Origin of the sequence: Aminobacter carboxidus (genome assembly GCF_014863355.1) — a bacterium.
GTDB lineage: Bacteria > Pseudomonadota > Alphaproteobacteria > Rhizobiales > Rhizobiaceae > Aminobacter > Aminobacter carboxidus.
The window spans coordinates 494147-519591 of record NZ_JACZEP010000003.1 but is presented as its reverse complement, the minus strand read 5'-3'; the positions used below and the strand labels follow the sequence as shown (position 1 = coordinate 519591).

Below are 25445 nucleotides of genomic sequence, written 5' to 3'. Positions count from 1 at the left end.
GCACCACGGTGACCTACAGCTACACGCTGGCCAACCCGGTCAACCACACCACCGACGGGACGCCGTTCGAGACCTTCACGGTGAATGTCGCCGACAGCGACGGCAATCCTGCCGACGATGCCAGCGCTGCGTTCCAGATCCAGATCATCGACGATGTGCCTTCAGTCACCGTAACCGGCACCGGCAGCAATCCCGTCTCGGCATTCGCCCTCAACCTCGACGAAACTGTCCAGCCAGACGGCGCAAGCAGTGCGATGCACGACCGCTACCGTGCTGGTGGAGAGGGTGAATCGACACCGTCGGCGCAGAACGGTGGCGCGGACGACGTGCTGAACACAGCAACGCCTGAGCTCGACTACATCCGTGTTCCGACCGTCAGCTCGACCATCGATCCTGCCAAGGCGATCGGCAAGCTGACGACCAGTGTCAGCGGTGGACTGGCCTCGCTGTTCGGCGTCAACCCGGTCTACGGTGCCGACGGTCCTGCGGCGAGCGGATCGCTGACCCAGTCGCTTACACTTTCGCTGGTCGGCGCAACCATCCTGCAGACCAACCTCACCGCGACTGCGCTTGCAGGCACGGCACTTTCCGGCCTGACCAGTGCGCAGCGGCAGATCTACCTGCAGATGGAAGGCGGCATGATCGTTGGCCGCGTACCTGGCTCGAACGGCATCGGCGTCGACGACGCGGTCGCGTTCCGGATATCGGTCACCGACGCGTCCAACCCGGCATCGGCGCAGCTCGCCATCGAGCAATTCCTTGCCATCGACCACGGCGGAACCGAGAACCCGTCGATCTATGACGAAGTGATGTCGCTGCTGACAACCGGTTCCGACAAGGTGCAACTGACCCTGGCGGCAACCATCACCGATGGCGACGGCGACAGCTCGAACCATTCGGCCTCGGTCGATCTGGTCACCAACAGCGCGTCGGCGATTTCGTTCGATGACGACGGCCCGATTGCCGGCGTCGATGCGACTGTCAACACCCACTCGATCGGCAACGCCGGAACCATCGTCAACGGCGACATCGTCGTCGACTACGGCACCGACGGGCGCGGCACGGCGAGCATTGCGCTGACCAGCAACCCGGCGACACTGACCTTCGGCGGCACGGCGCTGATCTATGACAACTCGAACCCGAACGTACTTGTCGCCCATACTGGCACATTGGCCGATCCGGTATTCACACTGACGCTGAACCCGGCGACGGGAGCGTATACGTTCCAGTCGTTCAAGCCGCTTGATGGCGTCATCAATGCCGACGTGGCGATCGGTGGTGCCTTCGGCGCCGGACCGACATCCTACCAGGTGCTGACCTCGGGCGCTGGCGGCACGGGATCGCATCTCGGCGTGGTTTCCGCCTGGACGACGGGCGCCGGCTTCAACGTCGCAAACTGGAAGACCGGCAGCACGAGCGGTGTCACGGTCGGCCAGGTCAACGGCGGCACCAATGGCTGGGGCGTCGGCAACCAGAACTTCGATGCTGCCGAGATCCTGCGCTTCGACTTCGGCCAGCAGGTCGATTTCGACGGCGCCGGCGCCTATGTCCCGCCGAGCACGGGCATCTTCAACGGCCCGAACGTGTCGGAGGCATCGTTCAACTTCGCCAACGCCGGCTCCAGCGACACCATCCACTATGTGTTGCATTACACTGACGGGACCACGGCGAGCGGGCAGTTCGATGTCGGCAACCTAACTGGCGCCAATTTCGAACCGACGGCACCGGCCGGCAAGTATTTCGACTACATCGAATTCTATGCCCAGGACGGCTCGTCCAAGCTCGACCTGCAGAGTGTGACGACGATCAGCACAACGATCGATATCGACCTCGACTTCAACGTCACGGTCAGGGATGGCGATGGCGATGCGCTGTCGTTCCCGATCCATGTCGACATCGTCAATGGAGCGCCCTCGGCGGGCGCGATCACCGCTTTGATCGACGAAGATTCGCTCGCAAATGGTGTTGCCGGCGGACTTGGCGACACCGCGGGAACCGCGACCGCCAGCGGAACCTTGGCGTTCAGCTTCGGACCTGACGGTGCGGCAGCCATCGACCCGATCAATTTCTCGCCCATGCACAACCTTTCGGTTGTCGACACCGGCAACGTCGCCGTCATGTCAGGCGGGGCAGCATTGTCCTACTACTGGGACAGCGCGACGGACACGCTATATGGCGCGACCAACATCACCTCGGCTGCCAATGCGCTGGCGACAGCGGCGTTCAAGGTCACGCTCAACACCAGTGACGGCAGCTACCAGTACACCCAGATCAAGCCGCTCGATCATCCCGGCCATGACGATCCATCGTCGCCGGCAACCGAGCTGTCCTACGAAGACACCATCGCGCTGGCGCTGCGCTATCAGGTCAAGGATGCCAATGGCGACAGCGCCCAAGGTACACTGACCGTCAGCATCAACGACGACACGCCGACAGCCGGACCTGACAGCGCCACGCTGGACATCGTCGTCGATGATCTCGGCGTTGGTGCGATCGTCGCCACCTGGACCAATGTCCAGATGACGTCGGGCAGCCCGGTCACGTTCGATCGCGACGGCGACGGCTCTACCGACGAAATCCGCTGGCCGACAGGATCTGGATCAGGCTACGGCTTCATCGACAATCCGACGCTCGCCAACACGCCTGTTACAACCAACGAGACGTTCTATCTCGGGGAATTCACGCACTTCAACTTCCCGGTGAGCGGCGGAACGCTGACCAGCACGACGCTGTCGGTCACCTTCACCGCACTGATCAATGGCGAGCAGGTCCAGGTCGGTCCGATCCTTGTCAACTTCACCCATAACGAAACCACCAATACGAGCGATCCGGAGGCAAGCCGCGACATCATCACGATTGCCACCTCGACCACGACGGTTAACATCGACGGGCAGAACTACACCCTCGACGTTCGCGGTTTCGTCGACACGAATGGCGACATCGTTTCGACTGTCAGGACCTATGAGAGCCAGCAGAACAGCTACCAGCTGGCTGTGCGCTTCGTTTCGTCCGACTCGACGAGCGTCACCAAGACCGGCGACGTCATCAGCGGATCGGACGCATCGGGTGCAGATACACCGCTGCTGGTGGCGGCAATTACGCATGGCGCAACCACGGACAGCACGGCCGACGGCTCGGGCAACTTCCAGGTCAGTGGCGACCATGGCACGCTGGTCATCAACAAGAACGGTACTTACACCTATACGCTGACCGACGATGCCAGCGATATTCCTGCCGGCGCCTCCGAGACGTTCACATACACGGTCAAGGACGCGGACGGAGACGCGGTCTCGCAGACGCTGACGATCAATCTCAACAAGGTCGACAGCGGGGCGAACCCGCTGCATGGCGACCGCGTGCTGACCAACATCAGCGGCGGGTCCGGCACCGACGTCGTCATTTCCGACGCTGCACTGCTGTACAATGACGATGCTGGCTCAACAGTAAACGGTTCCGTGTCCGACATCACAGATGCCACTTCGGTGATCAATGCAGCCGGCGCCTACACCTTCAAGGACAACGACACAGACGGCGGCAGGTTCACCTATGGCGGCCAGAACGGCGCAACGACTGATAACGCCATCGTGACGGTCGACCGCAGCCAGGCCGGCAGCACGACGCTGACCGGCACCTCGTTCAGCGAAATCCTGATTGGCAGCACCGGCAACGACACCATCAGCGCTGGCGATGGCAACGACTACGTCGTGGCCAATGGCGGCAATGACACGATCGACGGCGGCGCGGGAGCCGACGCACTGCTCGGCGGAGCTGGCAACGACAGCTTCGTTGCCGACGCAGCCGACAAGCTGATTGATGGCGGGGCCGACAGCGACACGCTGAATGTCGGCGCCAACTTCACCAGCACAGGCGACGCCCAGATCGCCAACATCGAAAACATCACCCTGACCACGGCGGCGACGCTCAATCTCGCCAACCAGACCGAAGCCTTCACCATTACCGGGTCTTCTGGTGCGGATACGATCACCTCGGGCTCCGGCGGCGACACCATCGTCGGCGCCTCCAACGACACGCTTCTGGATGGCGGTGCCGGCACCGACACGCTGAACGTCGCGGCCAACTTCACCAGCACAAGCAACGCCCAGATCGCCAACATCGAAAACGTCACCCTGACTGCTGCAGCGACACTCAACCTCGCCAACCAGTCGGAAGCGTTCACCATCACCGGTTCGTCGGGCAACGACACAATAACAGGCGGTTCGGGTGCGGATTCGATCTCGGCCGGCGGCGGCACGGACACGATCAATGCTGCACAGAACGATGCACTGATTGATGGCGGTGGCGGCACCGACACGCTTCAGATCGGCGCCAGCTTCACCAGCACCGGCAATGGCCAGATTGTCGGTGTGGAGAACATTGTTCTGACATCAGCGGCAACAGTGAACCTGTCCAACCAAAATGAAGGGTTCAAGATACTGGGCTCCTCCGGAATAGACGCAATCACTGGCAGTTCCGGCGCCGATACGATCCACGGCGGAAGTGGCAATGTGAACGATACCTTGACTGGCGGTGGAGGCGCGGACCAGTTCAGATTGGCCACGAACACAGGGGCAGACACCATTGGTGACTTCACCCAAGGGACCGACAAGATAGCCTTCTTCGACAACGGGGGCACAAGTAGTGGCAGCGTCAACTTCGCCAACACGACTGGCACCGCCACAGGAGCGGCTTTGGATGTAGACGACTTTTCAAGCTTGCTGACACTTGGTTCGATGAGCAACGGTCAGGACAGTATGGTCCTCAAGGTTGCAGGTGGCATTTCACAAGACGATATTGAAGATACAGAAATTACGGGCAGCGGCAGCCCAACCAACAACTATGTTGTTGTTTTCAATACGACTTCGAATCGCGCGGAAATTTGGTTCGACAGCAATTGGGATAGTGACAGCGGCCGAACGAAGGTCGCAACACTCAATAACATCACCACCTTGGCACAGTACACGACGATGTACGCCTCGCTGTCGGCGTCTGACATCGCCGTCTACAGCTCCGCAGTCGACCCGATCATGCTCGACCTCGACAACAACGGCTACAGCTTCTCCGACGTCGAGGGCGGTATCCGCTTCGACATCAACGCCGATGGCATCGCCGACCAGGTTGCCTGGAACACCAGCGGCGACGGCATTCTGGCCTACGATGTCAACGGCGACGGCAAGATCGACAGCGGTGCCGAGATCTTCACGCCCGACTTCGCCGGCGGCAAGTTCGCCAGCGGCGCGGAGGCGCTTGCCTCGCTCGACAGCAACGGCGACGGCATCGTCGATGCCGATGACGAGGCCTTCAGCAAGCTGCTGATCTGGCAGGACGCAAACAGCGACGGTGTCGGAGAGGCCGGTGAACTCACCCACCTCGCCGACCATGGTATCACCGGGCTCGGCACGTCGACGACCGCCTCGAACGACGTCATCGACGGCCAGCAAGTGGCGGGCGAAGGCGCGGTGCTTTATGCCGATGGCTCCTCGGGCACCTATGTCGAGGTCATGCTCGAGGCAGCCCTGGGCACGCCCGAGACCAGCCAGTCGACAGGCGAGACCTATGTCATCGAAGGTCTCGACGTCGCCGACATCATCCCTGACTATGATGGCGGCAAGGGCGACCAGCTCGATCTCAGCGCCCTGCTGAGCGGCCTGGCGCCAGATACCGACCTGGCGGCCCAGGGCTATGTCAGCGTCGTCCAGAACGGCACCGATGCCGAGGTCAAGGTCGACGTCGATGGCGGCGGCGACAGCTTCCAGACGGTCGCGGTGCTCGAGAACTTCACCGCCGTCAACGAAGCTGTGAAGGTGCTGTTCGAAGATAATGCGGGCACCAAGCATCAGGATAACATATGATGCGCGAGCAAGGGCTTAGGGTTGGCGTGACGTGATGACGGACAAGGGGCCGGACGCAACGGGCGGGGTTGGCGGCGGCATGGCGCTGGCGACAGCTATCGAACTCGGAACATGGCATGCCGAACCGATGCTCGACATGCCGATGCTCGCGCCCAGCCCTGTTCACGTCATCGATCCTCAGGGCCTGGGTGAAATTCTCGCCGATTCCCTGATTGTGGAACCGGTCGACATTTCCGATCTGCTACCAGGCGTTCTGGAGCCGGCATCTCATGCAGTGCTCGTGCCGGTGCTGGAAAGCGCGGATACGCCATCCGCCATATCAGGTGACCTGATCGATCTTCCCGATGCGTTTTTCATGCCAACCGTAACCTTGGCGTCATTGCTGGACGACAACGACAAGGGGCATATTGCTTTGTGAAAAGGGGACGCGGCCCGGCTAACCGGACCGTCACGATATCAGCAGGCCGGCAACAACTGCGTCCGGCAAGGAGAGGAACGATCGATGCTGTTTGAAGGATTGAAACGGTCGGCTATTGGCGGCCTTTGCCTACTCGCCTTTGCCGGACAGGCGGTCGCGGCCGATCTGATCGACGTGCCGACGGCAAGCTATTGCCGGTTGGCGACGACGTCAGATCTGGCGCTGAACGAAAACACCGGCGAGGTGAAGACCGAGGTCGTGCGCATGATGGACGAGGCCGTTACGGCGGCAAACAGCTCGCAATGGCTTGAATCTTCGCGACCGGTCTTTGTCTGGGCATCGGAAGCCAAGGTCGCCTGCGGCAAGGCCTATGGTTACCTCAAGACCAACTACCGCGACGAGGACTACCTCAACAAATGCGAATGTTTCCATAGCCGCATGGTGGAGTACATGAACTAATCGGGCGCCGGCTGCCCTTGCCATATGGCGGTCGCTTGATGAGCCCTGGCCCCGCACAATGAGACAGCGCTTCGCCACAGCACTCCTGACCGGCCTCGCGCTTTCGGCAGCGGCCTCGGCTGCGGTTCCGGAGCGGGTGTGGCCACAGGCTGAAAGGGTAGTCGCCGCGGGCGCGGAGGCCTGTGGTGGACCCGGCAGCGAAGCAGACAGGGACGCGTTCCGGGCCCTCGCCGCCTGTGAGGCCCGCGCCAAGCAACTGCCGGCAGAATTCGCGCTTGCGGTGATGGAAATCGAGAGTTTCTACGATCCCGAAGCACGCGGCGGCGATGGCGAGGTTGGCCTCATGCAGGTGATGCCGGCAACGGCCCGCCTGATGGGTTTTCGCGGCACAATCGATGATCTGGCCGAACCCCGAACCAACATTTCCCTTGGCGTACGCTATCTCGCCGGGGCTTTTCGGCTGGCCCAGGGCGATCTCTGCACGACGGTGATGAAGTATCGCGCCGGCCACGCCGAGACCCGATTTTCAGCCCTTTCGGTGCGCTATTGCCTCAGGGCCCGGGCGATCCTTGAACGAGACGGCTTCAAGGTCACCGGTTCAGTGCCGGAGGCGACGTTCGGCTTCGCTGCCGTGGCTGGCCTTGGCGAGGTCAATGCCACGGGATCGGCAGCGCCCAAGGGCGTTTGCGTCAGGAGGTCTCTGGTGCCGGGCCCGCGCTACATGCGTTGCGCGGAGTACCGGCCGGCAGCTCAAGCGCGCCATATCCGCAGCCTGCGTGCCAAGCTGTTCGGTGGCTAGGATTGTCCTTCCAGCAATGCGCCAATCAATATTTTTGCAACAGGTGGCGGGGACAATCGGTCGCTTGGCCAACGGCCAGGTGGAAATGACGTGGACTTTTGCGACATGCGGTGAGCAGGTTGATTGTCGGGGCGCCCGCTTGCGCTTCTGGGGAGGGATGATGAGGGGATCTAATCGGCTGCGGCATGCCGCAATGCTGGCTCTCGCCTTGGCGCTGCCGCTCGGCCTCGGGGCATGCCAGTCCGGCACGAGCAGCGAGGACGTCCTGGGCTCCGCGGCCGACAGCCAGCAAGGTTCCCAGAGTGCCTCAGTCGAGAAGACCGGGCCAACGAAATCGGGCGAAAGCCTCGGCAAGGGGCCGGTCAAAGTGTCGATGCTCCTGCCCCTGTCGGCGGGCGGGACCGCCGGCGACCGCGGCCGCAAGATGCGTGATGCTGCCGCCCTCGCCATGGGCGACCTCGGCAACGACCTGCTGACCTTGAACATTGAAGATACCGGTGGCGACGAAAAGCGCGCGCGCGCGCTCACGACCGGCGCCCTGGCTTCAGGCGCCAAGCTGGTCATCGGCCCTTCCGAGCAAGGCGCGGTGCGCCAGCTGGCCACCGTATCGGGCACCAACCGACCTCTCGTACTGGCGCTCGCCGACAACTACGCCGGCGCGCCCGGCGTCTACTCGGTCCGGCTCAACGAGGCCGACAGCGCTGCAGCCGGTGCCGCTGCCGTCGCCGCCAAGGGGGCGCGCAAATTCGTGTTGTTCATGGCCGAAGGCGATGCGGGCAAGGCGATCGAAAAACGCGTTGCCAACAGCCTCAGCATCTACGGTGCGTCGCTGGCAGTGGCACTGCCTTTCGGCCCGGCTGGTGGCGGCTCGGAAAAAGCCGTTGCGGACATGATGGCTCTCGTCGACGAACCGCAAGCCATCGTCATCGCCAGCGGCAGCGCCAATCCGGCACCGCTGGTCTCGGCGCTGAAAGCCAAGGGGATGCTTGGCAAGAACGTCACGCTCATCGGCTCCACCCGCTGGCTCGAGCACGGCATCAGCGACCCGGCACTGCAAGGTGCTTACATCGCCACGCTTGATGCCGCAGAGATCGGGCCGATCGCCGACCGCTTCCGCAAGACCTACAATTACGAGCCCGACATCAATGTCGCCTATGGCTACGACACCGTGGCGCTAGCCGCCGGCATTGCCAGCGCCATGGGCCCCAAGGGCTTCACCAAGAAGGTGATCGAAAACCCGACCGGCTTCCGCGGCTCGACGGGCATCTTCCGTTTCCGGGACGACGGTGCCGGCGAACGCGCAATGCCCTTTTTTCGCATCGACAATGGCAAGCTCAAGCAGATCGAGAAATCAACTTCGGGGTTCTGACAGCTCAATTATGGAGGTTTTTGTCAAACTATTGAGATGGGCGCGTGCGCATTGTCTGGGCCGCTGAGAATTGGTGCCTCCAAGTATCAGGGCCTGTCTGCGCTAATCTGATGGGTCCCGAGCCAAGGGCACAAGAGCCTGCCTTCAGTAACAGGTCGGATGCGCGAAATCTATGTGGGGGAAGCCTGCCCCAGCGTCCGCAAGAGGGGATCAACGGGTATTGGGCGACCGAAGAAATAGCCCTGGAGTTATTACGCCCCAACCTGCTTACCCGGCTGCAGAACACATTCGGCGATTTCGAGAATTGACGGAATATGCAGAGACCACTCCGCGCAGCCACCGACACCCTCGATCAACCAACTATCTAAAGTCGATCACGTCCCGCGGCCACGATGAGCGCGGCATCGACCGCGTCCATGCGGCCCGCTGCATCCTGCTCGATGGCGGCGATGATCTCTCTCGTCGACAGGGGCTCTGCCTCTGCCAGCTGACCAAAGCGTGCCGCCAAGCGCTCGACACCAATGCCGTTCAGCCAGCAATGCTGCGCCAAGCTGGAATGGCCGTGGAAGCCCGGCTCGCATTGCAGGAAACCTTGTTCGGCATAACGCGGATAATCTGCAAAGACGCCGGCATAGGTTCGCATCGTCTGCGGCGACCCGACAGCCAGTTGGTCGCCGACCAGGATTCTCGCGTACTGGTGGCCAAAGCCTTGGTCAGCGAACAGCACGGCGCTGCTATGGCAGACCGCCTGGAGGTCGCTCCAGCCGAAGCCGACCATCGTCACCGGCTTGTCTGGCCGGATACGAAGCACGAGATCGAATTCCTTGCCGCTGGCCTCGACCTGCGCGGCACAGGCGGCGATCTTGTAGTGCATCTTGGCGGAGTTGGTGAATGTCGAGAAACGTTTCGCCTTGTCATCTTCGACCTGCACATTGTCGGTGGCGAAAAAGGCCTTGAGCTCGCTGGTGTTAGTCAAACCGGTGCTGGCCAGCGCCGCAAACAGCGATCGATAGCGCTCGCGCATCTCCTCCATGCCAAACCGCGTGCAGTGATCGCGGTAAGCGTCGGCGAAATGCACCCCAGCAAACGGCAAGACGTTCCGGAACGGCTCGGCACCAGAACGGCCGATATCCTGCCATGTATCGACGAAGATTTCGTACTCGGTCCCCGGCAGAAGGATCTGTTTGAGGCTTGGGAAGGCCTTGCGGAAGCCGCGCAACTGGCCAGATATGCACACCGCAACGCGCGGCTGGCGTCGCCCGGGCAGGCTGAACCCAAAACGCTTCCGCAGCATGGACTTGCCTGCATATAGAGCCTGATAGGGCTTCGCCTGCATTAATCTCAGGCGCCGCCTTGGCGCAGCAGCGCCTTCGCTCGCGCCACGTTTTGCAAGTGACTTTGCCGCCGCCATGTCCTGGGCGGAAGCCTTGCCAGCTAGCGCTTCGTCTATTCTTTTGCGACCAACGACCCCCTCGCCGGTAATCCATTGGAAAAGCAAAAGCTGAAACAAAGGGAACAATGAGGTGTCCGCCGCCGCCAGGCTATGGATATCGGCGACATTGCGAGCGAAACTCACCTGGTCGAACATGGAATTGTACGGCAATGCCATGTCGGCAAGTGTAAATCCCGGCAGCGCCTCCAAATGCACGCGAGACAACTCCGCCTGATCCAGCCACGGCCGCAGAAAATGACGCAGTTGGAGGAAAAGCAAGACGGCGTTCTTTGACAGAGGGCTCTGCGACCAGAGTTCCCTGAGGAAGGGATCAAGCGTGCGGGAAATGATGGGCAGCGTCTGCTTCAGATTGGCCGAATGCATTTCGGCTGCGCGCAGCAGGAAGTGCGGCGGCGCGTTTGACGCGACCTCATCGAGGATCACGGCGCGGAAAAACGCATGCTGCTCATCGTGACGCCAATCGGCGTCCAATGGATATTCCAGGATCGCTTGGAGCAGCACTTTCGCTGCCTCTGCATGATCGCGGTGTTCTTGCGGAACTGCTAGAAAACGTTTCGCGAACTGGCGCAGCGACGGAGTAACAGTTTCGGCCAAGATGTTCGTTCCATTATCCAAATATAAGGAACTGGCGACTAGTGAAATGACGCAGAACCCACCTTTGCATCTATCTCAAAGAGGTTGATAAATTGCGCCTCCGTTCCGCAGAAGAGATTGCCGGCACCAAAGCTCATTCGCTCGGCGGCTTGCTGTCTGTGGATGAACTTCTTCGCTACGACGCCCTGCTTTTCGATCTCGATGGAACACTGGTCGACACGATGCCGCTGCACCATCGCGCCTATGCGGAAGTGTTCGCGGCACGCGGGACGGAGCTCACCCTTACGGATTATATGGCGGCGGTTGGCGCGCCGGCACGCGAGGCGATACCCCTGATGCTGCATGCGACCGGCATCACGCCGACGGCCCCTGACGAAATTCTCGCCATCCATCGCGACAAAAAAATTGCCTTTGCGCGAATTCTCCTTTCCAGCCAACCGCAGGCACTGCCTGCGTCGAGATTGCTCGAGGCCGCCGGCGAAAAGAAGCTCGCGCTGGTTTCGTCGGGTAATCGGGATGGGGTGATGGCCATAGTGGCGACAATGGGCTGGACCGAGCTCTTTGGCGCAATCGTCAGCGGCGACGATGTCGCCAACGGCAAACCCGATCCAGAGCCCTATCTCAAGGCTGCAGCCACGCTTGGCGTTGCCCCAGCTCGCTGTCTGGTCCTGGAAGACGCCGAGGCCGGCTTGGCGTCCGGCCGTGCCGCGGGCATGTCTGTCATTGACGTCACGCGGTTCAGTTAGTCGGTATGATCGCCCCGCCCGAACATCCCGCATTCGCCAACTTCTCCGAAGTCATTCCGCTTTCGGGGTTTTCGGGAGCGACGGTCGCGCTGCTGCGCACCAGTTCCGGCAATCCGTTCGTCCGCAAGGCTGCAAACAGCCTCGCGGCCAATGCAGGCATCACCGCTCAGTCTGCCCGGCAGGAATGGCTGCGGGCAACGATTGGTGACGTGGCGAGCGTGCCGCGCGTGCTCGACAAGAGCGAGGCGCAGGGCTTACGCTTCTACGACATGGAATTCGCGCCTGCGCGCGACGCGATCAACTACCTTTCGACCGCCACCTTCGAGCAGGTGGCGATGTTTTCCGACCGCATCGAGCAACTCATGCGAGCGCTGGCTTCGGCCAGCCCACGCGCTCCAGCGATCCCGCCGAGCCGCGCGACGCTCGCAGCCAAGCTCGAACAAATCTCAGAGCGGAGTGGTGGCACTTATGCAGAAGAACTGACGACGCTCCACGAAGCCCTGCTGCTTATGGACGAAATCACCAGGCCTGATTTGCCGACGGCCTCGCATGGTGACCTGACCTTCGAGAATATCCTTGTCGGGCGGCGCGGCGATCTTTGCCTGATCGACCCGATCGAATCGCCATTCGACCATTACTGGTTCGACTGGTCCAAGCTTTTCCAGGAATGCGAAGGGCACTGGCATGTTCATCGGGGGCGCAAAATCGCCACCAGCGTCACCTGGTGGCTGCGCGATCGCTGGATGAAAGCGGCGGCCAGCCAGTCGCCACTTTATCCGGCCAGGCACTACTTCTTCCTCGGGTTGACCTTTGCCCGCATTCTTCCCTATGCGCACAGCGAGGCCGACAGCGCCTTCGTTGCGCGCCGTGTCGCGGGCTTCGGCCGCGCCGCCATCGACACCATAAGGAGCCAACGATGAAGATCATCGTGCCATGCGCGGGTCGGTCCTCGCGATTTCCCAACATGCTGCCCAAATGGATGCTGCCGGACAATGACGGCTTGCCGATGGTCTACAAGGCCATCCGCGGGCTGAACGCGCCTGTCGAGGATCTCGTCGTCACCATCCTTGCGGAGCATCAGCAGCGCTTCAACGCCATTGAAGGCCTCAAGCGCGCCTTTGGCCAGCCAGTGCATTGCGTCGTCCTTGACGAGCCGACATCCAGTCAATCGGAGACTGTGGTCGAGACGCTGCGCCGCACCGGTATCGACGAGCCGTTTCTTGTCAAGGACAGTGACAACTACTTCGAGCTTGGCACGATCGAAGAGAGATACAACTACGTCTCGGTGGCGTCATTGGAGGACTTCGACCAGGTCAACCCGCAGAATAAGAGTTACGTGCAGGTCGACCAGGAAGACATCATCATCAACTTTCGCGAGAAAAAGGTGATCTCTGACCTGTTCAGCGTCGGCGGCTATTTCTTCACCGAGCCGAAGGCCTTCCTTGCGGCTTATGATGAGATGCTGCGCGGAACCCGCCTCGCCGGCGGCGAACTCTATCTGTCCGAGATCATCGCCTTTATGGCGCTCAACGGTCATATCTTCAAAGCGCGGAAAGCCAGGAACTACGACGATTGGGGTACCGTTGCCGAATGGCGGCGCAGGCTGGAAAAGCAGCGCGTGTACCTGGTGAGTGTCGACGGCTTCTTGTTCCAACGCGGATCGCTCTATTTCGAACCCTACTTCGATAAGGTTACGCCCAACGCCGCCGCGGTCGAGGCAGTACGCAAGATGACGGCGGCCGGTCATACAGTGCGTTACGTCTCGATCCGCCCCTCTCACCTCGAGGCCCTGACACGGGCACAGCTTCAGGAGCAGTTGCTCCCGCAAGCGCCGATCCTGTTCGACTGCGACGTCGCACAATGGGCACTTTTGACAGCACCGCATCCGACATTGCCCTTCAAGACCTCCGAAGCGATCGAGGTCGACCCGTCGGACCCCAATCTATCCGAGCGGCTAGGGATCTCAGGCTAGGCTTGCCGCCGTCGGCAAACGACAAGTTCAGAACCTTTAGGCCTTTTGAAAACAATGGGCCTAACCCGCCGGAAAGCACGCAGTTCTACGCACTGCGTTGCCAAATCATGTCGACGGCTCGACTCTCGGGTCCCCATGTAACGTAAGACATTCCGTCGGAGCACTCCTTGCCGAAGTGCAGGTTCTGCGCTCAAATTAACCATTTGCTAACAATCCCTTACATCCACCAACGGGATTTGCTACATGCAAATCAACGAATGCTTTGTCTAGCCAAGGGGTGTATCGGATGACCGATACGGATACGGATGTGATCGAACTGGCCGCTGCGGGGCGCACCGATCCTTATACAAACCGGAACAGTCGAGAGAGCCGGTTCCGGGCCAATCGATTCAAGCTGATCCAAGAGATCATGCAGTCCATATTGCGCGCCAAGGGAAGCTGCTCGGTCCTCGACCTAGGAGGAACTGAGAAATATTGGGATATCGGTTCGGAATTCATCGAGGGCAATGCAGATCGGTTGCATTTCACCTTGGTCAATACCGATCCGATCGACGTCAAGAAGACACACCTTTTCAAAGCGATTGAAGGCAGCGCGACAGATCCGAACTTGCTGCAAGGTCAGCACTTTGATTTTGTACATTCCAATTCAGTTGTCGAGCATGTCGGCCAATTCACCGACATGAAGCTTTTCGCGGCGAATGTGCACCGCCTTGGGGAACGTTACTACGTTCAAACGCCGAACTACTGGTTTCCCTACGAGCCGCATTTCCGGTTTGTCGGCTTCCAGTATCTGCCGGAGCGGCTGCGTATCGAAATGCTGCACCGGTTAAAACTTGGCTTCTTCAGCCGCCAGCGCGACTGGAACGATGCCGCATGGCTTGTCCGCCACCATCGCCTGCTCTCAGCTGCCCAGATGAAGAAGTTGCTTCCGGATGCAGAAATCAAATTCGAGAAATTTCTCTTCTTCAACAAATCCATTATTGCCGTTCGATAGCTCCGCTTGCAGCAAGGCAAGGAACCGCTGTGAAAATCGCTTATCTTCTCAATACCTACCCGATACCGAGTACTACCTTTATTCGCGGGGAAATCGAAGCATTGGAAGATCTTGGCCTCAGGATCGGGAGGCTCTCCGTTCGCCGTTTTGGAGGCACACTCGTCGATCGATCCGATCAGTCCGAGATGGAATCGACACACTATCTCCTCAGTGGCAACGCCACCGGACTGTTTGTGGCTTTCGGACGTGAAATCCTGATCAACCCGCGCGGCCTGTTGCGCGCCCTTCCCGCACTCCAACAGATGCGGCGCAAGGCTTATTCCGGGTTTGTCCATCACATTGCCTACCTGATGCAGGCTTGCTATTTGCGCCAGGAGGCTCGCAGGCAGGGCATCGCCCATGTCCACGCGCATTTCGGCACCAACCCGGCTGCTGTCGCGTTGCTGTCGAAGCTGCTTGGCGGGCCAAGCTATAGCTTCACCTCACATGGGCCTGACGAATTCACCGACGCCGCGTATCTAAGCTTCGATCTCAAGATCAAGCATGCGGCCTTTGTCGTGGCGATCTCGGATTATTGCAGCAGCCTGCTTACATCGCTTTCTGATGCTGCTGATGCGCACAAGGTCGTCATTGCACGCTGCGGCCTCAAGCTTGAGGATTTCGCGCCGACGCCGATTGCCCGCGACCAGAACACACTCGTCTGCATCGGCCGGCTTTGCCAACAGAAGGGCCAGATCCATATCCCGGCTGCGGTGGCCGCGCTGCGCGCAGAGTTTCCCGACATGAAGGTCGTGCTGGTCGGCGATGGAGAAAGTCGCGCCGAAATTGAAGCTGAGATCGCACGGCACGATGTCGGCGCGCAAGTCATCCTGCGCGGATGGTCATCCAACGACGAGGTGCGGCAGCTCCTCAAGCAAAGCCGCGCCATGCTGCTGCCAAGCTACGCCGAAGGCTTGCCGGTGGCGATCATGGAGGCGCTGGCGTTGACCCGCCCGGTCATCTCGACGACGATCGCCGGCATTCCTGAATTGGTGGATGAAGAATGCGGGTGGCTTGTCGAGCCAGGCAACCACCAGCAACTGGTTGCTGCCATGCGCTCAGCGCTGGCAGCACCGGCGGACGTTCTGGAACGCATGGGCAAGATCGGGCGGCAACGTGTCGAGCGCCTGCACGACCGAAAGCTTCTGGCACTCGAATTGCAGCGGCTTTTCATGGAAGCTACCAGCAACGGTCGCGACGGCAGCTCAGCGCAGAGCACCCTCCCCGGCAATGCGCGTCTCCAGCCCGCCACGGAATAGAAACTCACTTGTACTCTATCAGCCCCTGACGTCGATGCGTGAGGCGGTTGAGGGCAAATTGCGCAACGCCCTGCATCTCGGGGAACTTCGCTAGCAGGGCGAAGGCCGCATAGAGCCACGCGAGGCGCCTGCCTCCCTCCCGCAACGCGATGCGAGCGGTCTGCAACGGATAGGCAGCGAGCAGCAACAGGAACGCGGGATGCAGCGCCACCGCGCCCAGCAGCGCGACAAATGGCAAAAGACAGCCCCAAAACAAGGTACGCAGCACATTGCGTTGCCAGATGCCGTAAGGCGACCCAAAATGACGATGCGCGACCTCCGCGAAGGCATGGCCGGCGCGCTTCGACCTATTCCACCATTGGCCCAAGCGCGTGATGTTCGCATCGTGCAGCGTCATCTCGGCATCCAGTCGATAGATCTTCCAGCCGGCAGAGCGCAGACGTACACACATTTCCGGTTCCTCGCCGGCAATGAGGTCTACCGAATAGGCGCCAACGGCTGCCAATGCCTCAACCCGTGTCAGGCAATCGCCACCGCAGGCAAGCGCGTCGCCTACCGGCGTGTCCCATTCGCGGTCGCACAGGGCATTGTAGACCGTCGCATCCGGGAAGCGTTCGCGACGACGGCCGCAGACGATCGCGTAACCTGGGTTTTCGACAAGAAAGCTGGTGGCCTTTGCGAGCCAGCCTTCGACGACGTGACAATCGCCATCGACGAACTGTACGAATTCGGTTTCCGGAACCAGCCTGCGGAGCTCGGCAAAACCTGAATTGCGCGCGCGCGCCGCGGTGAACGGAATGGTCATGTCAAGCCGGACAACGGTTGCGCCCAGCCTTTCAGCCGCCTCTGCACTACCGTCGGTCGAACCGGAATCGACATAGACAGTCGTTGCAAGACGCTCGCCCAGGCTTTCAAGACAGGCGATCAGGCGGGGCCCTTCATTGCGGCCGATCACAACCACGCCGACTGTTGGAACGGCAAGGTTCATGAGCGGAACGCCCCCAGCACACCCTCAAAAGCCGTGCCATAGCCGGCTTTATAACGCACGAAGGAAAACACGAGGATAAGCAGCACGAGCAGTGCTGTAGTCGCCACATCCTGGCGGAAAAAGGCGATCCGCTCCCGGTACTGCCCGAACAGGATCGGTATGTAGCGACTGAGTTCGCTGGCGGCGATCATCACGATCGCGCCGGCGATCCCGTAGAACTGCAAACCAAGCGGAATGGCAACGACCATGAACACGAGTTTCGCCATGTTGCCCGCCGCCCCATAAAGCGGGCGACCCAGACCGAGCAGCGAATATTCCGATACGGTGCATAGAAGGGAGCACCAGACGCCGAGAAGCAAGATCGGCAGGATCCAGCCCGCATCATGATAGCGCGAGTCGTAGATGAGCCAGACAGCGAAATCCGACACCGAAACGCCGAAACCGATGCAAATGGCGAAGGCAAGCAGTAGTTTCAGTCGCAACGGGCCCATCTCGCCGCGAAGAGCGGTGGCTTCTTGCCCCCTGCGGGATGAGACCACGGGAAAGATCAGGGAGTAGCTCAGCCTGCCAACCAGCACCGCCGGCAAGTCGGCGATGGTTCGCGCAATGCCGTAGATGCCGAGCACCGCAAGCGGGATGGCATGGCCGAGATAGAGCTTGTCGAAACTCGCGCAGAGAAAGGAAAGCAAGGAAGAAAGGAATATCCACTTGCCAAAGGACATGATCTCACGGGCATAGGCGGCATGCCAAGCAAACCAGATGCGTCCGTAAGGCAGGAGATAGCTTGCCACCGTCCGCACGATGATGGTCATCAAATTGGCGAAGAGAAGCGACCAGATCGTTGGACTGTACAGCGCCAGCGCAATCACGAAGATCGCATTCACGAACTCGACCATGAGGTCGAATAGGTTCAGCTTCACGAACAAAAGCTGACGCTGCAGCATGTACATGGAGACCGAGGCCCCCCCCATCAAGGCGAGGCCGATCGCCGATATCTGGATCGCCGAGGATGGCAGGGCGTAGAGTTGCCCCAGCGGTGCGGCCAGGGCAAACATCAGGCTGAAAAGGATTGCGCCACGGATAAACTGGATGGTCCAGGCCGTATCGCGGAAGCGGCGTTCCTCGCCCTTGCTGTTGTGGATGATGTTCTGGCCGATACCCACGTCAGAGACGAGTTCGATACCGTTGCGCAAGGTGCTGATGATCAGCATCATGCCAAAGACCTCCGGCAGAACCAGGCGCGACAGGATCACATTCGACCCAAAGCGCAGCACGACGGAGACGAAATAGGCACCGGTGGTCCAGATTGCCCCGTGGAGGAGCCGTTTCGATGAAATAGCCATCAGGCCATGCCTATCCTATTGCCTGAAAGCTCGTAGTAGCAGCGCCTATCGTTTGAACGCTGGAAGCCACTTGAACACCGGTTCGGGATCGCACCGATTGAGGATCGACCCCGCCAGCTTTTCCCAAACTGAGGGGATCGCCGACAATGCCGCAGTCAGAGCTTCGTCCGACACACGCCCGGCTTCGACGACCAGCAGGAAAGAAGCGATGAAGCGTGCCGAGGCGCGGAGATCCCCTGGGGCATCAAGTGGCGGCAGGTCGAAAACCACGACGTCGTATGACGTCACATCGTCCAGCAGGTTTTCCATGCGGCCCGACCATGGCATGGGCGTCGTTTTGCCGGCCTGGCCGAAAGGCAAAACGTCCAGCCCGGTTGGCGCATCGTGGACGACAAGCGCCGCTAGATCGCGTTCACGACCCTCGAGATAGTCGATGAGCCCCTGCCGGCCCGAATGCTGCATCAATTTCGACAGTTCCGGTCGATAGGCCTGCGCATCGACGAGCAAAACGCGTTTGCCCATCTGAACAGCATGAAGCGCCAGCTTGGCTGCCACAACCGTCTTGCCTTCACCAGGAAGGGCAGAAGTCACACCAAGTGATTTTGTATGGGGCACGCCGATGAAGGGAAAAATGCTGACGATTGCCAGCCGCAGCGCCTGCCATTCCGGAGTGCCCGATCGATCGGCAACCTCTGACAGCAACGGAAGGGTCCGTTTTGACGAGCCAGCGTCAACCAGGCTAGGGATCACACCGAAGCACTCTGCGCCGGTCACTGAGGCGAGTTGTTCTGGTCGGCGGAAACTGCGATCGAGAAACGCAAGTGCCAGCGCGGCCACAAAACCTCCCGCGGCGCCGACGATCCCTGCCAGAGCGATGATCACTATGCCGCGTGGATTGCTCTTGTCGATCGGAGGTGCGGCAGCCGACATAACCTGCGCTTTCGGACCAGCTTCGCGAAGCCGGTCTCGCAGCCACCCGCTGGCCGACTGCACTGCTTCGGAGCGATCGGCTTCCTGCTTGGCCATGTAGGCGCGCGCCACCTCATTGGCGATGTTCGCTGCACCTTGCGGCGTCCGGGAGGTATAACGGATCTCGACGAGATTGCTCTGACCGAGTCGTTGGATGGCGAGGCCACTGCGCAGGGCCTTGATCGCACTCTGTTGATTGGAAGCGTCGGGCCCGCCTAGCTTCAGTGTCTGAAGGACACTGGAAATAACCGGTGTCGAACCGATGGTCTCTATCTGTGTCTCGAGGAAGGTCGGGTCGAACTGAGACTCGGTGAAGAACGCGTCCTCGCCGCTCGTCGATAATCTCAGGTTGGTGATGGTGAGGACAGCCGACGCCGTGTACTGCGCTGGCCGAAGCGCGACATAGCCGACAGCAAGTGCCGCGCATAGAAGGGCTCCAGCAATGATGAGCCAGAGCCGTTTCAAGGCCGAGCGGATCATCCAGCGCCAGTCGTAGAGACTGGCATCCGGAGCTACGCGCTGCTGGATCAGCAATTCCTTCGGATGGCGCGTTTCTAACATGGAGGAGCCTTCAATATGCCGGCACTGAAATCGTCAGGGGCGCGTCGATTGTGTTTTGACCGGCAGCGTGCCGGTTGTTTCGGCCGCCACTCGGAACACCTTGACGATGTCGCCGGGCTGCACGCGCGTCGTCTCGGTCGCGTCGAACTCGACCGTGCCGTTGTCATCGGTCCGCACAATGCTGAACCGTAGCTGCGGGGTGGACTCGGCATCGATCAGACGAGAGAGGTTCGACGAATAGTGGGCGGCGCTGTCTAGGATGCGTGCGGAGGTATCGTTCTGTTCGGCGATCGCGCGAAGGTCGACCGCAATGCGTTGGGCACCAGCGAGTGCCGTTGCACGGCGCTGCTCGTCCAAACTGGCGATCTCACCAGTCGCCGTATTGATCTCTTGGCGCGCGCGCAACTTGGCGATCTCCAGATCCTGCTGTTCGCGCTGGACGTCGCTCAGGCTGCGCTCTAGCGGGCCCAGGCGATGAACGGCGAGATCCTGCTTGGCCAATCGGCGGATTGTCTCCAGTTCGCCTTGTGTTGAACTGAGCTTCAAGGCGACATCTGCAAGCTGCCGGTCCAACGCAGCGATCTCCTGCTTGCGCATGGCGATGGAGGCTTCGAGGCTAAGCCGTTCGGCGCGATAGCGACCGAGTTCCATGACAAAGAGACGACTCTGCTCCTCAACGGCCTTCGCAAATTCCGGCGACGCGTCGCCCGGGACTGAGCCCATCTTATCCGCGCCGTCGAGTTGCGCCTGCCAGCGCTGCTGTTCGGCCAACAGGTCCCAACGTCGCGCTTCATTGAGCTTCAATTCACCCCGGCTCGAAATCGCCACGCGTTCGAGGTCCCATTGCGATCCTTGCTCCGCCCGGTAAGCACCACCGCCGAGGCTGAGCGCGTTCAGGATGATCATGCCGGGGCGATAGGCGTATTCGCCAGGGCTGGCCACGCTGCCGAGGATGTAGAAGGGACGATAGGCGACGATATCGACCGTGGTGTCGGGAGTCTGCTGGAGATTGGCCTTGGCCTTAAGGCGCGAAGCGATCGATGTGGCAAGTTCGGGGGCGCTTAGTCCTTTTGCCGGAACCTGGCCAAGCATGGGCATCAAGATGTCACCGCTGGCGCCAACACTCAGTTCGCCGGTCAGGGCCGGCCATTCGGAAACATGGATGCGAAGGCGATCCTGCGGACCAAGCTCATATTCCGCCGTGTCGGCCAAGGGCTTGCCGGAAAAGCCAAGCAAGGTCAGCAAGGCGAGGCCGGCGATGATGGCCAAGCTTCGCGCCTGCAGCTTTCTCAGTTCATCCAGCAAAGTCATCGAACCGCTCCCAACAAAATCTGGCAACAACCCTAAGCTGCTAGCGCGCAACCCCTGAAATAAATTGAAGATGTTCAGTGATCCGCGAGGAAACCCTTCTGACCCCCCGAAATTCACCGTTCATGGTTAATTCTATCCTCATTGCGCATTCAATCGCATCGCCTTCATCGGCAAAGGATTGCCCTCTGCTGCCGGCGCTCTGAGGCGCAGGGCTATGCCAAAGACCATGCCCATCGTCATGGTCAAGAGATACTGAATCTCCCGGGCGAAGATCACCCATTCATAGAAAGAATGGAGATAGACGACGAGCAGCGTTACGCCGAAGCCGAGCAGCAAATTTCCCTCCAGCGTGTGGCGCATGCGCCAGCCGGTCCGCCACGCGACAAACAATGGAACAATGAGCATGACGCAAAATGCCAGGACGCCTGGATATCCGGCCTCGGCAGCAGTCAGCCAATAGGCATTATGGACAATGTTGTTGCGATTGCCTTCAAAGCCGATGACGCCGGCGCGCTCGGAGTAACCGAGGTCTCGCGCAACGTGGACATAGTGATTGATGCCAACGCCGAGCGGATGGTCATCGAGGATGAAGGACGCTGCGCGATTGAAGGCAGCACGCTCGTCATACTGGCTTTCGCCCAGCGGATTGAGCTCGAAGCGGTTGGAAAAGGTGGAAATCGCCAGCGGCGCCACGATCAGAAGGGAGGCGAGCGCGGCAAAGCCGACCGCCATCTTGCGCTGTGTCAGGCCTGCAAGCGCCTGCGTCACGAACAGCGTCCCCAGGCCTATGACCGAAAAGCCGACTGCCGCGCGCGACGCCGTGAAAACGACGACGACGATGGTCGCCACAACAGTGGTGACCAGATAACGGACATTGCGGTAGCCAGCCAGAAGCAGGGCAAGATGCGGGAAGAGGACGAAATGTGCTGCCATGCCGAGCGTGTTTTGATGGATGAAGAGGCCCATCGTCTGCGGCAGGTGAAGCTGGAACCGCTGGTACAAGACAGCTACGAAATGCGCCGCAATACCAATCGCCATGCCTTTGAGCATCAACAAGGGCACTTCTGGATCAGAAGTGCTGGCGCGTGCCACGACCACCATCACCAGGAAGATGCGGGCGAATTGCAGCACACCGAAACTCGCAGCTACCGGCTCGGCGGCTTGTAGCAGCGAAAGGGCAGCGGCGAGAATGTAGAAAAGAAACGGCAGCTTGCACCACAGCGGCAACTTGCCACGCGGCATTGCAAAAAGAGCGGAGGCGGCAAGAATATCGACAATCGATATCTGAAGACCATAGACAAAACCCACCCAACGACCAGCCCAGGACAGGAGGCCTACATCGAATAGAGGGATGGCGGCGGCAAAAAACGGCAGGGCACCGAAGCATATCCAAAATGGCTTGCGCAGCACGGGCGTGCTCCGCAACAGCAGGCCGAGCGGAAAAATCGCAAGCAAAGCGAGAAAAAGCACGCCGAATTTCAAGGAACGATAACCCTTATGCCGCGACATCAATGCAATAACATGGCGCCTGGGAACTCCGGGTTAACGGCCGAGAGTAGTCCGACGGAAGGTTAACGATAACGTGGTCTTCGCTTTTCGCATCCTCCTCATAGCGTTGCTAGCTTTCCCGGCGACTGCTCGGGCCAGTTCGCGTGATATCGAAGTTGGGGAAGTCACCATGGCGACGCCCGACATCATCGCTGTTGAACTGCGCGATCCCTCGTTTTTGCGCGGGCAGATCATGGCCCTGCCGCAGCCGAAGCCCCAGATGCTTGGACGCTGGATTGCTGTCGATGGCGTGCCCGGCCTGGTCATTGGACCGAAGGCGGCCCATGCCCGGCTTGCCGACACGCCCCCCGATATTTTCCTTGATCGCAACAGCGTGGATGCCGCCGGCCTTTACGGCGAAATCGGCGGCCGACGCGTCATCGCAGTTCATCGCAAATCCATGCCTTACGATTCCGGCCTCTACCCCGGCCCGAATGGCGACACGCGGACGGGTGCTGCTTTCAAGCACCAGATTTATCTCAAGCTCGATGGACCCCTGCCCCAGGGCAAACATGTCATCCGCTGGCCAAACGGTATGCTTGCGGACCAAAGCTTCACCTTCGACGACCGGACAACCCGCGCGATGGCGATCCGCTCGACGCAACTTGGACACGCGATCAAGGATGCCACGAAGACCGCCTACCTTGCGCTCTGGCTGCCGGGCGGCAAGAACGACGGTGCGGTCGACTTCAGGGATTACCATATCAACGGTTTCGACGTCGTAGATCCTGAAGGTATGACGGTTTTCTCTGGTGTCGTAAGCCTGCGCAAGAGCCCTGACGATGCCGAGCCGGGCAATGGTTTGCCCAAAACTTTGCTCGACTACACTGCAGCGACTGCGCCGCGCATCGCAATCCGATCGCTCGACACAAATACAAGGCGCGTGACGACGGTTGCCCCACACGGCCTGACCGATGGACAACGCGTGAGCTTGGAGCGGCTGGGCGGCGAACAGGATGCACGCGCAGTCTTCGGTACGGTGGCAGACGCCACTGCCAACGCGTTCACGCTCGCCGATTCGGACGGGGCGCTTCCGGCAGCACTCTCTTCTGGAGCAACCGTCGCACCTGCGTACAGCGCCAACCGGGCCGGAACCTTCGTCTTCGAACTCGACTATTCCGCTTGGGCGCCGCAATCTGGCGGGCCATTCCGTCTTCGTGTTCCCGGTCTCGGTGTTTCCGACGCGTTTGCGGTAGGAACGGATGTTTGGTTGAACGCCGCGCACAATTCGATGACGGGACTCTACCACCAACGCAGCGGCATCGAGATCGACGGGCGCTTTGGCTATCGGCGGCCATTGGCATTCCGGCCGGGCCTCGGCATGACAGTCATCGAAAGCAGGCTGCCACTGGCCTGGTCGTCCAATTTCGATACGGGTTTCATCCCCTTTGAGGAGGGTGTGAAACCACGCTGGCATACCGAAAAAAAAGCGCCGGACAGCTATTGGGGCGGTTACATGGACGCGGGCGACTGGGACCGCCGTATCCAGCATGTCGAGGTAGCCTCGCTGCTACTCGACGCCTTTGAGGCGTTGCCCAAGGGCCAGCGCGCACTCAAGTTCAATGTGCCTAAATCGAGCGCCCTGCTGGCGAATCCAGCATATCGTGATACCGACGACCTTCCTGATGTTGTCCAAGAAGCAATCTGGGCCATGGACTTCTTCCGCCGGCTCCAGACCGATGACGGAAGCATTCGCGGCGGCATCGAAAGCGCAGCGCACCCTTTGCTCGGCGAGCCGAGCTATCTTGAACGACAAGAGGTCTACGCGTACGCGCCAGACCATATCTCGACTTACAAATACGCAGCCGTCGCCGCCAAGCTGGCACGCGTTTTGAAAACGCTAGGCAAATTCGACGCCGCCATCCTGTTCGAAGACAGTGCTCGCGCCGCTTGGACTGCCGCCGAACGCGGCTTTGCGGACCCTGATGCGTTTTATCGCGAAGCGATCGCGGCGGCTGTGGAGACCGCCGCGTTCGGACCGGATGGTTGGTCGCCACGCCGCGAACAACTGCAGAAGGTCGCCAAGGAATATCGCCGCGCAGCGGCCGCGGCTCTCTACAGGCTGCTCGGCAGTCCGGAGCATAGAGGTATCTTCGAAGCATCGTGGCGCGAGGACCAGGGGCTCTTCGCACACAAGGGTGATGCCGCATGGGACTATCTCAAAACGGCGGGTTCGGATGCGGGGATAGGTGAAGAGATTGCCGCGAGGTTTGTCGCGGAAGCCGTAATCATCACGGGCGCGCAGCAACAAGCCGCCTATCCGAACATGAAGCATCCCGACGCGCCCGCAGGCTGGGGCGAAGGCGGCGCGCCGGACTACAACCAGGTGCAGACGCTGATGCGCGCGCATCTTCTGTCGAATGACCCTCAGATCCTGCGGGTCATGGAACAGGGATATCAGGCCATGGTCGGGGTCAATCAGGTGGGCCTAAGTTTCGTGACCGGACTCGGGGCACGGCAGATTCTGCATCCGCTGCACGAGGACCACCGCGCGATGGGCGTCGCTGCGCCAAGCGGCATCACCATCTTCGGCTTTGCGCCGCAAGCGGCGACCGCCTATGGCTGGGTGTTCGGGCCGCCATGGTCACCCCTTGCCGAGACAGGCACCGCCGAAAACGCAGCCCAGCGGCGCATCGAACCACCGCGCTTTTCCCTGCCCTATCATGAATATCTGGTAGAGCACCCCTCGGTGATCATGCAGCAGGAATATACGGTGCATCAGTCTATCGGCACGATGGCCGCACTGGCGCTCTACCTTCATGGCCGGCAGTAAC

The 25445-nt window shown here is 60.5% G+C and carries 17 protein-coding genes; 11 read left to right on the top strand and 6 right to left on the bottom strand.

Going from position 1 to position 25445, the window contains the following annotated elements:
• Positions 1–8 precede the first annotated feature (8 nt).
• From IHE39_RS14260 to IHE39_RS14240, 5 genes are all read left to right on the top strand, one after another.
• Entirely contained in the window at positions 9–5849 is a 5841-nt protein-coding gene (locus IHE39_RS14260; protein ID WP_210327563.1) for an SPM autocatalytic domain-containing protein, read from the top strand.
• Positions 5850–5883: 34 nt separating this feature from the next.
• Positions 5884–6267 carry a hypothetical protein gene (locus IHE39_RS14255; protein WP_192566909.1) on the top strand — a complete coding sequence of 128 codons (384 nt, stop codon included), beginning with the start codon at positions 5884–5886 and terminating at the stop codon, positions 6265–6267.
• A gap of 84 nt (positions 6268–6351) precedes the next feature.
• Positions 6352–6726, top strand: coding sequence for a hypothetical protein (locus tag IHE39_RS14250; protein WP_192566908.1), 375 nt, complete (start codon positions 6352–6354; stop codon positions 6724–6726).
• Positions 6727–6784: 58 nt separating this feature from the next.
• Complete coding sequence (locus tag IHE39_RS14245; protein WP_192566907.1) at positions 6785–7525, top strand: lytic transglycosylase domain-containing protein; 741 nt, start codon at positions 6785–6787, stop codon at positions 7523–7525.
• A gap of 193 nt (positions 7526–7718) precedes the next feature.
• Positions 7719–8894 (top strand): ABC transporter substrate-binding protein, encoded by a 1176-nt coding sequence (locus tag IHE39_RS14240; protein ID WP_192566906.1) that lies wholly within the window; start codon positions 7719–7721, stop codon positions 8892–8894.
• A 364-nt stretch (positions 8895–9258) separates the two neighbouring features.
• Here the strand turns inward: IHE39_RS14240 and IHE39_RS14235 are convergent, their stop codons facing one another.
• Positions 9259–10941 carry a hypothetical protein gene (locus tag IHE39_RS14235; RefSeq protein WP_192566905.1) on the bottom strand — a complete coding sequence of 561 codons (1683 nt, stop codon included), beginning with the start codon at positions 10939–10941 and terminating at the stop codon, positions 9259–9261.
• A gap of 92 nt (positions 10942–11033) precedes the next feature.
• On the opposite strand from IHE39_RS14235, the gene IHE39_RS14230 reads away from it, so the two are divergent.
• The 5 genes from IHE39_RS14230 to IHE39_RS14210 all read left to right on the top strand — a co-directional run bounded on the left by IHE39_RS14230 (position 11034) and on the right by IHE39_RS14210 (position 15951).
• Positions 11034–11687: an HAD family hydrolase gene (locus IHE39_RS14230; RefSeq protein WP_184771047.1), complete on the top strand. Its 654-nt coding sequence runs from the start codon at positions 11034–11036 to the stop codon at positions 11685–11687.
• A gap of 5 nt (positions 11688–11692) precedes the next feature.
• Positions 11693–12607: a phosphotransferase gene (locus IHE39_RS14225; protein WP_192566904.1), complete on the top strand. Its 915-nt coding sequence runs from the start codon at positions 11693–11695 to the stop codon at positions 12605–12607.
• Positions 12604–13659 carry a glycosyltransferase family protein gene (locus tag IHE39_RS14220; protein WP_192566903.1) on the top strand — a complete coding sequence of 352 codons (1056 nt, stop codon included), beginning with the start codon at positions 12604–12606 and terminating at the stop codon, positions 13657–13659. Before IHE39_RS14225 ends, IHE39_RS14220 begins: the two co-directional genes overlap by 4 nt.
• A gap of 286 nt (positions 13660–13945) precedes the next feature.
• Complete coding sequence (locus IHE39_RS14215; RefSeq protein WP_192566902.1) at positions 13946–14653, top strand: SAM-dependent methyltransferase; 708 nt, start codon at positions 13946–13948, stop codon at positions 14651–14653.
• A gap of 29 nt (positions 14654–14682) precedes the next feature.
• Positions 14683–15951, top strand: a complete 1269-nt coding sequence (locus IHE39_RS14210; protein ID WP_184771030.1) for a glycosyltransferase family 4 protein — start codon at positions 14683–14685, stop codon at positions 15949–15951.
• A 4-nt stretch (positions 15952–15955) separates the two neighbouring features.
• Here IHE39_RS14210 and IHE39_RS14205 read toward each other — a convergent pair whose 3' ends face one another.
• The 5 genes from IHE39_RS14205 to IHE39_RS14185 form a co-directional block, all read right to left on the bottom strand.
• The gene (locus IHE39_RS14205) at positions 15956–16939 is read right to left on the bottom strand and encodes a glycosyltransferase family 2 protein (RefSeq protein WP_192566901.1); all 984 of its coding nucleotides are present in this window, start codon (positions 16937–16939) and stop codon (positions 15956–15958) included.
• Positions 16936–18282 carry an oligosaccharide flippase family protein gene (locus IHE39_RS14200; protein ID WP_246485479.1) on the bottom strand — a complete coding sequence of 449 codons (1347 nt, stop codon included), beginning with the start codon at positions 18280–18282 and terminating at the stop codon, positions 16936–16938. Before IHE39_RS14200 ends, IHE39_RS14205 begins: the two co-directional genes overlap by 4 nt.
• 45 nt (positions 18283–18327) lie before the next feature.
• On the bottom strand, positions 18328–19812 hold the full coding sequence (locus IHE39_RS14195; protein WP_192566899.1) for a tyrosine-protein kinase domain-containing protein: 1485 nt from the start codon (positions 19810–19812) through the stop codon (positions 18328–18330).
• Positions 19813–19845: 33 nt separating this feature from the next.
• Positions 19846–21123, bottom strand: a complete 1278-nt coding sequence (locus IHE39_RS14190; RefSeq protein ID WP_192566898.1) for a polysaccharide biosynthesis/export family protein — start codon at positions 21121–21123, stop codon at positions 19846–19848.
• Between the two features lie 138 nt (positions 21124–21261).
• Positions 21262–22605 (bottom strand): O-antigen ligase family protein, encoded by a 1344-nt coding sequence (locus IHE39_RS14185; protein ID WP_192566897.1) that lies wholly within the window; start codon positions 22603–22605, stop codon positions 21262–21264.
• 196 nt (positions 22606–22801) lie between these two features.
• On the opposite strand from IHE39_RS14185, the gene IHE39_RS14180 reads away from it, so the two are divergent.
• A complete protein-coding gene (locus IHE39_RS14180) occupies positions 22802–25444 on the top strand; it encodes a glycoside hydrolase family 9 protein (RefSeq protein ID WP_192566896.1) in 2643 nt (880 codons plus the stop codon).
• The last annotated feature ends 1 nt before the right edge of the window (position 25445 follow it).